Annotated in this window: 10 protein-coding genes; 9 read left to right on the forward strand and 1 reads right to left on the reverse strand. The window is 73.5% G+C overall.

Features of this window, described 5'->3' with window-relative positions; translation table 11 throughout:
* Positions 1-24: 24 nt before the first annotated feature.
* From HF577_RS25095 to HF577_RS25120, 6 genes are all read left to right on the forward strand, one after another.
* Entirely contained in the window at positions 25-1422 is a 1398-nt protein-coding gene (locus tag HF577_RS25095; protein ID WP_169398419.1) for a rhamnulokinase, read from the forward strand.
* Between the two features lie 157 nt (positions 1423-1579).
* Positions 1580-2761 carry an acyl-CoA dehydrogenase family protein gene (locus HF577_RS25100; RefSeq protein ID WP_169398409.1) on the forward strand — a complete coding sequence of 394 codons (1182 nt, stop codon included), beginning with the start codon at positions 1580-1582 and terminating at the stop codon, positions 2759-2761.
* On the forward strand, positions 2754-3896 hold the full coding sequence (locus tag HF577_RS25105) for an acyl-CoA dehydrogenase family protein (RefSeq protein ID WP_169398410.1): 1143 nt from the start codon (positions 2754-2756) through the stop codon (positions 3894-3896). Before HF577_RS25100 ends, HF577_RS25105 begins: the two co-directional genes overlap by 8 nt.
* Positions 3897-3994: 98 nt before the next feature.
* Entirely contained in the window at positions 3995-5215 is a 1221-nt protein-coding gene (locus HF577_RS25110; protein ID WP_169398411.1) for a multidrug effflux MFS transporter, read from the forward strand.
* 38 nt (positions 5216-5253) lie between these two features.
* A complete protein-coding gene (locus HF577_RS25115; RefSeq protein WP_169398412.1) occupies positions 5254-6132 on the forward strand; it encodes an ABC transporter substrate-binding protein in 879 nt (292 codons plus the stop codon).
* Positions 6133-6260: 128 nt separating this feature from the next.
* On the forward strand, positions 6261-6821 hold the full coding sequence (locus HF577_RS25120; protein ID WP_169398413.1) for a hemerythrin domain-containing protein: 561 nt from the start codon (positions 6261-6263) through the stop codon (positions 6819-6821).
* Here the strand turns inward: HF577_RS25120 and HF577_RS25125 are convergent.
* Entirely contained in the window at positions 6818-7312 is a 495-nt protein-coding gene (locus HF577_RS25125) for an Lrp/AsnC family transcriptional regulator (RefSeq protein ID WP_169398414.1), read from the reverse strand. The two genes, HF577_RS25120 and HF577_RS25125, sit on opposite strands and share 4 nt — an antisense overlap.
* A gap of 60 nt (positions 7313-7372) precedes the next feature.
* Here HF577_RS25125 and HF577_RS25130 point away from each other — a divergent pair, with 60 nt between their 5' ends.
* From HF577_RS25130 to HF577_RS25140, 3 genes are read left to right on the forward strand one after another with little or no spacing between them, the layout of a single operon-like run.
* On the forward strand, positions 7373-7801 hold the full coding sequence (locus HF577_RS25130; protein ID WP_169398415.1) for a DUF2000 family protein: 429 nt from the start codon (positions 7373-7375) through the stop codon (positions 7799-7801).
* The gene (locus HF577_RS25135) at positions 7798-8406 is read left to right on the forward strand and encodes a LysE family translocator (protein WP_169398416.1); all 609 of its coding nucleotides are present in this window, start codon (positions 7798-7800) and stop codon (positions 8404-8406) included. Before HF577_RS25130 ends, HF577_RS25135 begins: the two co-directional genes overlap by 4 nt.
* 29 nt (positions 8407-8435) lie before the next feature.
* Positions 8436-9881, forward strand: coding sequence for a DUF2252 domain-containing protein (locus HF577_RS25140; RefSeq protein ID WP_312859368.1), 1446 nt, complete (start codon positions 8436-8438; stop codon positions 9879-9881).
* Positions 9882-10229 lie beyond the last annotated feature (348 nt).

Consider the following 10229-nt stretch of genomic DNA (forward strand, 5'->3'; position numbering starts at 1 on the left):
CTCGGGGCGTCGAGCGGCCGGGTGATGGCGGCCGAGGTCGGTCCGGACCGGCTCGAGCTCACCGAGGCAGCCCGGTTCCCGAACGGCCCCGTCCGGCTCGGCGACACCCTGCACTGGGACGTGCTGGCGCTCTACCGGGGCATCCTGGACGGCCTGCGCGCCGCCGGTGCGCAGGCGCCGCTGGACGCGGTGGGCATCGACTCCTGGGCCATCGACTACGGCCTGCTCGACGCCACCGGCTCGTTGCTGGGCAACCCGGTGCACTACCGGGACGCGCGCACCGACGGCGTGGCGGGCCGGGTGCACGCCACGGTTCCCACCGCCGAGCTGTACGCCACCAACGGGGTGCAGGAGCTGCCGTTCACCACGATCTACCAGCTCGTCGCGGCGACCGGCTCACCGCAGCTGGCGGCGGCCCGCGACCTGCTCCTGATGCCGGACCTGCTGGGGTACTGGCTCACCGGGGTCCGCCGGGCCGAGCTCACCAACGCCTCCACCACCGGCCTGCTCGACGTCAAGGCTCGGACCTGGTCCACCGGCCTGATGGCCCGGACCGGTATCGACGCCGGGCTGTTCGCACCCCTGGTCGAGCCGGGGGAGCGGGTCGGGGAGCTGGCGCCGCACGTGCTCGCCGAGACCGGGCTGGCCGGGCCGGTGCCACTGATCGCGGTCGGCTCGCACGACACGGCGTCGGCGGTGGTGGGCGTGCCGGCCACGGGGGAGCGCTTCGCCTACGTCTCGTGCGGCACCTGGTCACTGGTCGGCGTCGAGCTCGACGCCCCGGTGCTGTCGGAGGCCGGCCGCGCAGCGAACTTCTCCAACGAGCTGGGCGTCGACGGCTCGGTGCGCTACCTGCGCAACGTCATGGGCCTGTGGCTGCTGCAGGAGTGCCTGCGGGCCTGGCCCGGCGCGGACCTGGCCGCGCTGCTCGCCGAGGCGGCGCAGGTCCCGGCGTTCGCGGCGCTGGTCGACGCCGACCACCCCGCCTTCCTGCCGCCGGGGGACATGCCGGCGCGCATCGCGGAGGCCTGCGAACGGCGCGGCGAGACCCCACCGCAGGGCAGGGCGGCGACCGTGCGCTGCATCCTCGACAGCCTCGCGCTCGCGCACCGGCGGGCGGTGCGCGACGCGCAGGAGCTCTCGGGCCGGGCGGTCGACGTCGTGCACGTCGTGGGCGGGGGCGCGCGCAACGCACTGCTCTGCCGGCTCACCGCCGACGCGTGCGGTCTCCCCGTCGTCGCCGGGCCGGTGGAGGCCACGGCGCTGGGGAACGTGCTGGTCCAGGCCCGCGCGCTCGGCGCCGTGGAGGGCGGCCTCGCGCAGCTGCGCGCACTTCTCGTGCGGACGCAGGAGCTCGTGACCTACGAGCCCCGCGCCGACGAGGCCGCGTGGGCGTCAGCCGAGCGCCGCGTCCACCCGTAGGGCGCGGGCCCCGGGATTGCAGCAAAGCCACTTTCACGCAACGACGCTGCATGAACGTGGCTTTGCTGCAACGGGGTCGGGGCGGAAGCCGCTGTGCCGCGCGATCGCATCCGTTACGGTCAGTGTTGACCGTCTCGCTGCTCCGCACGGAGGTGTCATGGACGACAGGGCGCGCGTCGAGAAGGCCGCCCACGAGGTGGTGGAGGAGCACGACCCGCGCAGCGTGCCCGTCCGCGAGTTCCTCGCCGCCTGGTTCGCAGCCGGGCTCACCTGGGTGCACTTCCCCGAAGGGTTGGGCGGGCTCGGCGTCTCGCGGGGCCTGCAGGCACGGGCGAACGCGATCCTGCAGGGTGCCGGGGGCCCCAACCCGTTCTTCCTCAATCCGATCGGCCACGGCATGGCCGCGGCCACGGTGCTCGAACACGGGTCCCGCGAGCTGGCGCAGGAACTGCTGCCCCCGCTGGCGACGGGCGAGCACATCTGGTGCCAGCTGTTCAGCGAGCCGGGCGCGGGCTCCGACCTGGCCGGGCTCGCCACCTCAGCGGTGCTCGACGGCGACGAGTGGGTGGTCAACGGGCAGAAGGTGTGGACGAGCTTCGCCCACCGGGCCCGCTACGCGCTGCTGCTCGCCCGCACCGACCCGGACCAGCCCAAGCACAAGGGCCTCACCTACTTCGTGCTCGACATGCACGCTCCCGGCGTCGAGACGCGCCCGCTGCGGCAGATGACCGGGCAGGCGGAGTTCAACGAGGTCTACCTGACCGACGCCCGCATCCCCGACACCCACCGGCTCGGCGCCGTCGGCAACGGCTGGCGGGTCGCGATGACCACGCTCATGAACGAGCGCTCGGCCATCGGCGGGTCGTCCTCCGTCCGCGGTGCCGGCGCCATCGCCGACGCCGTCGAGCTGTGGGCGCGCTACCCGCAGCGGCACACCCCGGTGCTGCGCGACAAGCTGGCGGCGCTGTGGACCCGTGCCGAGGCCCAGCGGCTCACCGACGAGCGCGCCCGGCGGTCCGCGACGTCCGGGTCGCCCGGCCCGGAGGGCTCGATCGCCAAGCTCGTGTCGGCCGAGCTGAACCAGCACGTCTACGAGTTCTGCATGGAGCTGATCGGCCCGGAGGCCACGCTGTACGGCGACTACACGCAGCGTGACGCCGAGAGGAACGAGGACTACCGGGGCCCGGTGCAGCAGCGCTTCCTGCGCTCGCGGGCGAACACCATCGAAGGCGGCACCTCCGAGGTGCTGCGCAACATCCTGGGCGAGCGGATCCTCGGCCTGCCCGGCGACCTGCGAGCCGATGCCGGCAAGCCGTGGAAGGAGGTGCCGCGTGGCTGACGCGGTAACCGAGTTCGTCCTCACCCCGGAGCAGCAGGACCTCCGGCGGGCCGTCCGCCGGTTCTGCGCCGAGCGCCTCGGCGAGGACACGGTGCGGCGGCTGGCGGAGTCCGGCACCGGCCACGACCCGGCGCTCTGGGCGCGGCTCGGCGGCGAGCTCGGGGTGCTCGGGCTCGCGGTGCCCGAGGAGCTGGGCGGTGCGGGTGGTGGCCTCGTGGACCAGGCCGTGGTGGCCGAGGAGTTCGGGGCGGCGCTCGTGCCCGGCCCGGTGCTCGGCACCGTCGGGCTCGCGGTGCCCGCGCTCGTGGCACTGGCCGGGGCGGGGCTCGACGAGGACCTGCTGGCGTCGCTCGTCGAGGGCGCGCGGACGGCGGCGTTCGCCGTGCCCGACCGCGGCGGCCGGTTCGACCCTGCACTGGTCACCGTCACCGAGACCGGCGGTGCGCTCACCGGCGAGGTGCGCCACGTCGTAGACGGCACGGCCGACGTGCTGCTCGTCGCGGCCCGGACGGGCGAGGAGATCGGGCTCTTCCTCACCGACGGCGGCGAGCGCATCCCGCTGTCCACCCTGGACCGGACGCGCCGGCAGGCCACCGTGCGGTTCTCGGCCACACCCGCCCGTGCGCTCGCCGTGGGAGCCGGCGCCGAGCAGGCGATCACCGCCGCACTCCGCGTCGGAGGCGCGCTGCTGGCCGCCGAGCAGGTGGGAGGTGCGCAGCGGATGCTCGACCGCACGGTCGCCTACGCGGGCACCCGGCTGCAGTTCGGCCGCCCGATCGGCTCGTTCCAGGCCGTGAAGCACCGGTGTGCCGACATGCTGGTGCTCGTCGAGCACGCCAGGTCAACGGCCTTCCACGCGGCGTGGGCGCTGCAGGACGGAACCGACGACCCGGATCTCGCCGTCGCCGTCGCGCAGGCCACGTGCTCGCAGGCCTACCAGCAGGTGGCGCAGGAGAGCGTGCAGCTGCACGGGGGCATCGGCTTCACGTGGGAGCACGCAGCGCACCTGTACCTCAAGCGCGCCGTCACCGACGCGGCCCTGCTGGGCAGCGCGGCGGAGCACCGGGAGCGGATCGCGCAGCTGGTGCTCGACGGGGCATCCGCATCGGGAGGCGTCCGCGTGGCCACCGGCTGAGGCCGGTTCCGATGGCCCTCGTCGCCGGGCGAGATCACCCGGCGTGAGCCGGACCACCGATCGGCGCCACGAGAGGGACGAGGCCGTAGGAAGTACTGATGACCACCGTTCCCCGCATCCGGGTACCGATCGGACGGGTGCTCGCCCTGGGCGGCCTGTCGTCGTTCGGCCCGCTCGCCCTCGACCTGTACCTGCCGGCGCTGCCGCAGCTCGCGGACGAACTGGGCGTGCCGGACGCGTCGGCGCAGCTGTCGCTGTCGCTGTGCATGATCGGGCTGGCTCTGGGGCAGCTGCTGGTCGGGCCGCTGACCGACCGGGTGGGCAGGCGCCGTCCGCTGCTCGTGGGCGTCGCAGTGTTCGTGGTGGCCACGGGGCTGTGCGCGCTCGCCCCGTCGATCGAGACACTGCTGGTACTGAGGCTGCTCACCGGCCTCGCGGGTGGGGCCGGGCTGGTGGTCGCCCGGGCCATGGTCCGCGACCTCTACGACGGCGACGCGGCCGCGCGGGTGTTCGCGTTGCTCATGCTCGTGAACGGAACCGCGCCCATCGTCGGTCCCGTGCTGGGCGGGCAGCTGCTGCGGTTCACCGACTGGCGCGGGGTGTTCGGTGCTCTCGCGCTGATCGGGGTGGTGCTGCTCGTCGCGGCCCTGACGCAACGCGAGACGCTGCCGCCCGCGGACCGGCGCGCGGGTGGCCTGCGCGCCACGGCGGTGGTGCTGCGCGACGTGAGCCGGGACCGGACGTTCCTGCTCCCGTCGCTCGTGCTGGGGCTGGGGATGTGCGCGATGTTCACCTACATCGCGATGGGCAGCTTCGTCCTGCAGGACGCCGGTGCGCTCGACGGCGCGTTGTCGCCGCAGACCTACGCCGTGGTGTTCGCCGTGAACGGCCTGGGGATCGTGCTCGCCGGACGGGTGAGCGCCGCGCTGGTCGGCCGGGTAGGGCCCCGCAGGCTGGTGGGCGCGGGGGTGGTGATCGCCCTCGTCGCCGCTGTCGCCCTGCTCGTGGGAGCGCTCGCGTCGCGGTCGGTGTGGGCGTTGCTGGTGCCGCTCCTGGCGCTGGTGTCGTGCACCGGGCTGCTCCTGCCGAACGCGACCGCGCTCGCTCTGGCCGGACAAGGGGGCCGCGCGGGCACCGCGTCGGCGCTGCTCGGCCTGCTGCAGTTCACCTTCGCCGCGGTCGTGCCGCCGCTGGCGTCGCTGGGCGGGGTCACGGCGGCGGTGATGGCCGTGACGATCGTCGCGACGGCGCTGGCCGCTGCCCTCGTGTTCCTCGCGATGCGCCGGGCCCACGTCCCCGTGCCCGACGGAGTGGTCTGACCCCTGCTCGCGCCGGCGCACCGGCTTACGGTGGGCCGATGCGCATCGCGTCGCTGCTGCCGGCGGCCACCGAGATGGTGGCGGCGCTCGGCCGCGTCGACGATCTGGTGGCCGTGACGTTCGAGTGTGACGAGCCGGCCGGCATCCGCGACCGGGTCGCCGTCGTGGTGGACACGGTCCTGCCGCCGGGCCTCCCGCCCGCCATGATCGACGCGGTGGTCCGCGACCGGAGCGCCCGCGGGCTGCCGCTCTACGAGCTCGACCGCGGCAGGCTCGCGGCGCTGGCCCCGACCCTCGTCCTCACCCAGGACCTGTGCCAGGTGTGTGCCCTGCCCGCCGGCGCCCTGGCCGAGGCGATGGCGGTGATCGGCGACGCCGAGGTGCTCTCGATCGACCCGCACAGCGTCGACGACGTGCTCGACGCGATCACCGAGGTCGGCCGGCACATCGGGGCCGCGGACCGCGCCGCGGCGCTGGTCGGCTCGTTGCGCGAGCGCCTCGCCGCGGTGACCCGGGCCGTGGCCGGCCGCCCGCGGCCGCGCGTGCTCGTGCTCGAGTGGGTCGACCCGCCCTTCCTGCCGGGCCACTGGGTGCCGGAGCTGGTGCAGCTGGCGGGCGGGGAGCCGGTGGGCGGGACCGCGGGAGGCCGGTCGGTCGAGGCGAGCTGGGACGAGGTGAGCGCCCTGCCCGCCGACGTGGTGGTCGTCGCGCCGTGCGGGTTCGGTCTCGACGCGGCGGTGGAGCAGGCCGCAGCCGTGCGCGACCGCTTCCCGGGACGACCGGTCGTGGCGATCGACTCCACGTCCTACGTCGTGCGGGCCGGCCCGCGGCTCGTGGACGGTGTCGAGGCCCTGGCGTGGGCGCTGCACCCGGACAAGCTCCCCGACCCGCCCCCCGGCCGGATGGTCCGGCTCTGAGGTGCCCGGAGGTTCAGGAAAGCCACGTTCAGGCCCGCCCAGGGCAGGAAAGTGGCTTTCCTGAACCGGCGTGCGTAGCGCCGGGATCGCGGGGTAACCCGCGCGCGTCCTGAACCTGGGAGGCTGACATGACCGGAACCGGCGCCGAGCTCGATGTGGTCGACGAGTTGATGTCCGACCACCGTGAGGTGGCTTCGCTGCTCGACCGTATCGGCACCACCACCGACCCGGCGGAGAAGCGCGACCTCGCCGACACCGCCATCACCGAGCTCGTCCGGCACGCGGTGGCCGAGGAGATGTACGTCTATCCCGCGATGCGCGAGAACCTGCCCGACGGGGAGGAGGTGGTGGAGCACGACACGGAGGAGCACAAGGAGCTCGAGCAGACGATGAAGGAGCTCGAGGGGGTCGACGCGGAGGATCCGCGTTTCGAGCAGCTCGTCGGTGAGCTGCGCAGCCGGCTCCGGCACCACGTGGAGGACGAGGAGACCGAGCAGTTCCCGAAGCTCAGGGTGCGGCTGCCGCTCGAGAAGCGGGTGGAGCTCCGGGAGAAGGTCGAGAAGGCCAAGAAGGCGGCCCCCACCCGTCCGCACCCCGGAGCCCCGAACACCCAGCTGTTCCACAAGCTCGTGGGGCCGGGCGTCGGCCTGGTCGACCGCGCGCGGGACAAGCTCAGCGGCCGGAGCTAGCCGCGCCCGCTCTGCTCGGCCACGGTCGGGCGGACGGGCGCCACCAGTGGCCGGTCGAAGATCAGGTGCGTCTGGGCGTGCCCGACCTCCGGCCGGGTCGCGAGGTGGTCGACGATGAGCCGCTGCAAGTGGCCGCTGTCGGCCACGGCGACGTGCACGAAGAAGTCCTCCGGCCCCGAGACGTTGTAGAGCGCCAGCGTCTCGGGGAGCGCGAGGACGGCCGTCGTGAACGCCTCCACGAGCTCGCGCCGGTGGGGCCGCAGCTGCACGGCGATGAACGCCTGCAGACCCCGGCCGACCGCTGCCGGGTCGACGACCGCGCGGACGGCCGTGACGACACCGAGCGCGCGCAGCCGCCGGACACGCTCGTGGCATGACGACGTCGGCAGGCGGACGCGCTCGGCGAGCTCCTTGTTGGTGATCGACGCGTCGTCCTGCAGATGGTGCAGGATCCGCCAGTCGACCGGATCGAGCGACAGTTCTTGGGGCATGGCCCGGACGATATCCGGTCGAGCTTGCCGAAGTGCGGACAAGCCACGAGATTCTCGGGCATGACCCCACGCTGTGTGCTCGTCCTCGACCCCGCTGCCCCGCGGTGGCTGATCGCGAACGCCTCGGCCGTGCTGGGCGCCTCGGTCGGCGCCCGAGGCGACGTCGAGCTCGGCCCTGGCCTCGTCGACGCCACGGGATCCCGCTGGCCGGCCATCGCGGAGATCGTCGTGCCCGTGCTGGCGGCTCCGGCGGCCGAGCTCGTCGAGCTGCGGGCGGCCGCGCACGCCGCCGGCGTGACGGCGCTGGCCTTCCCCGACCTCGCCAGGGCGGCTGCCACCTACGCCGAGCTCGCCGCCGCGATGGCCGCCACCCCGGCGGCCGAGGTGCACATCCACGGACTGGCCCTGCTCGGCCCGGACAGGCTCGTCCGCGGGCTCACCCGTGGCCTGCGCGCACTGGGCGACCCGGTCACCGAGGCCGTCCGATGACGTTCGAGCGGTGGCTGGCGTTCGTCGGGGTCATGCTCGTGCTGGTGTGCACCCCGGGGCCGGACTTCGCCGTGGTGGTGCGCCACGCCCTCGAGGACCGGCGCCACGGTGTCGGTGCCGCCGCCGGGATCGTCACCGGTCTGGCCGTGCACACCACCGCGGCGGCCGTCGGCCTGTCGGCGCTGGTCGCGGCGCACCCGGGCGTCCTCACCGGTATCCGGGTGGCCGGCGCGGCCTACCTGCTCCTGCTCGGCTTCCAGGCCCTGCGGTCCGCGCTCCCGGCGGCCCGCGAGGCCCACGCCGCGCCGCAGCGGTCCGGGCGTCCGTACGTCGACGGGCTGGCCGGGAACCTGCTGAACCCCAAGGCGTTGCTGCTCTTCCTCGGCCTCCTCCCGCAGTTCGTGACGCCGGGGCGCGGCGTCGTCGGGCAGATCCTGCTGCTGGCGGCAACCATCGTCGTCATCGTGGTGCTCTGGTACGCGCTCGTGATCGGCGTGGCCGGGCGGAGCCGTGGCAGGCTGCGCCGGGCAGGCGCCCGCCGGGCCCTGAACGCGGTCACCGGGACCGCACTGATGGCCGTCGCCACGACCGTCATGCTCGGCTGACGCGGCCGGTCGGGCGTAGCATTCGCCTTGTGACCGGCCCTGCTGACCTCGGACCGGTCCGACCGCACACCGTTCTCGCCGACGCCGACGGCACCCCGTACGCCTCGTTGCGGCAGCGGCCCGTGGCCCGCGCGGAGCGGTACGCGCTCGGCAAGGCGCTCCGCAAACGCGTCCCGCGTTCCTCGCTGGGGGAGTGGAAGGCGCCGAGCGACCGGCCGGACCCGGTGCAACAGATCATGGACAGCCACGAGGGCCGGGTGGGCCGGCTCGTGCCGATCCGGGTCGGTCGCATGGCGGCCTCGCCCTACGGCTTCCTGCGCGGCACGGCGGTCGTCATGGCCGAGGACGTCGCACACCTGCCGGCCACCGGCATCACCCCGGTCGTCTGCGGCGACGCCCACCTGGGCAACTTCGGCTTCTACGCCTCGCCGGAGCGTGACCTCGTGATGGACCTCAACGACTTCGACGAGGCCCACCCGGGGAGCTGGGAGTGGGACCTGCGTCGCCTCGTCGCGAGCATCTGGGTGGCAGGCCGGCAGAACGGCGCCCGTGAGGACGACTGCGAGAACGCCGTGCGGTCGTGCGTGACGGCCTACCGCGACGAGCTGCGCTACCTCGCCGACCAGCCGCTGATGTCGCGCTCCTACGAGCGCCTCGACGTCGACCGGCTCGTGCAGGAGAGCTCGGGGCCGTTGCGGTCCGAGGTGGAGCGGGCTGCCAAGCGGGCCCGGCAGCGCACGAGCGACCGGGCCTTGCCGCGCTTCACCCAGGAGATCGCGGGCCGGCGCCGGATCGTCGAGGAGCCACCCCTCATCACGCGGGTGCCCGAGGGGGAGGCCGAGGTGCTGGCCGCCGCGATCGACGACTACCTGCAGACCCTCGCCCCACACTGGCGGCGCGTGCTGGGCGGCTACACGCTGGTCGACATCGCCAACAAGGTGGTGGGCGTGGGAAGCGTCGGCCTGCGTGCGTACGTCGCCCTCCTCGAGGGCTCCTCGCCGGAAGACGTGGTGTTCCTGCAGCTCAAGCAGGCTCGCCGGTCGGTACTGGCGCGCTACGTGCACGGCGAGTCGGCATGGCACGCCCACCAGGGGCAGCGGGTCGTGGAGTACCAGCAGGCGCTGCAGACCGTCAGCGACCCGCTGCTGGGCTGGACCACCGCACCGGGACAGCACGACGACGTGCACCAGTACTACGTCCGGCAGTTCCGCAACATGAAGGGCACCGTCGCGATCGACGCGATCGACCCCTCCGCCCTCGCCGACTACGCCGGCGTCATCGGGCACCTGCTCGCCAAGGGCCATGCGCGCACCAGCGGGGCGTCGATGATCGCGGGGTACGTCGGGCGCGGGCACAACCTGGACGACGCGATGTGCCGGTTCGCCCAGGCGTACGCCGACCAGACCGAGGCCGACCATGCCGCGCTCGTCGCGGCGGTCGCGCGGGGCGCGTTGCCCATCGAACGGGGGATCTAGCCGTTCAGGGCGACTACCAGGGGAAACGCGAAACACCCCCCCGGGTGAAACCCCCTCGACAGCCCGTGTAATCTCTTACAAGTCAGCGAGACGCCGGACAGAACGAAGGCCCTAGAGGCCCCGGTCAACAGGGCTCGCTGACCGCCTCTCACGGGGGCCACCTGATCTAGCTAGGTTGGGTGGGTGTACTGTGGGAACACGCCCCAGATCATGGCCCTTTGTGGTGGTGGATGGTGTGCGGGTGTCTTTTGAGAACTCAACAGTGTGTCGAGCTTTATCATGAATTGGTTTTATGCCAGTTTGTTTTTTCCTGCGACCCCGTCGCAGGTTTGCTAGAGCCAGATTTTG

Origin of the sequence: Pseudonocardia xinjiangensis (assembly GCF_012911925.1) — a bacterium.
Lineage (GTDB): Bacteria > Actinomycetota > Actinomycetes > Mycobacteriales > Pseudonocardiaceae > Pseudonocardia > Pseudonocardia xinjiangensis.

Coding starts and splice junctions, on each gene's coding strand:
- HF577_RS25115 (WP_169398412.1), top strand. CDS start 5,254: ATGCGCATCGCGTCGCTGCTGCCGGCGGCCACCGAGATGGTGGCGGCG.
- HF577_RS25125 (WP_169398414.1), bottom strand. CDS start 7,312: ATGCCCCAAGAACTGTCGCTCGATCCGGTCGACTGGCGGATCCTGCAC.
- HF577_RS25130 (WP_169398415.1), top strand. CDS start 7,373: ATGACCCCACGCTGTGTGCTCGTCCTCGACCCCGCTGCCCCGCGGTGG.
- HF577_RS25135 (WP_169398416.1), top strand. CDS start 7,798: ATGACGTTCGAGCGGTGGCTGGCGTTCGTCGGGGTCATGCTCGTGCTG.
- HF577_RS25095 (WP_169398419.1), top strand. CDS start 25: ATGGCGGCCGAGGTCGGTCCGGACCGGCTCGAGCTCACCGAGGCAGCC.
- HF577_RS25110 (WP_169398411.1), top strand. CDS start 3,995: ATGACCACCGTTCCCCGCATCCGGGTACCGATCGGACGGGTGCTCGCC.
- HF577_RS25100 (WP_169398409.1), top strand. CDS start 1,580: ATGGACGACAGGGCGCGCGTCGAGAAGGCCGCCCACGAGGTGGTGGAG.
- HF577_RS25120 (WP_169398413.1), top strand. CDS start 6,261: ATGACCGGAACCGGCGCCGAGCTCGATGTGGTCGACGAGTTGATGTCC.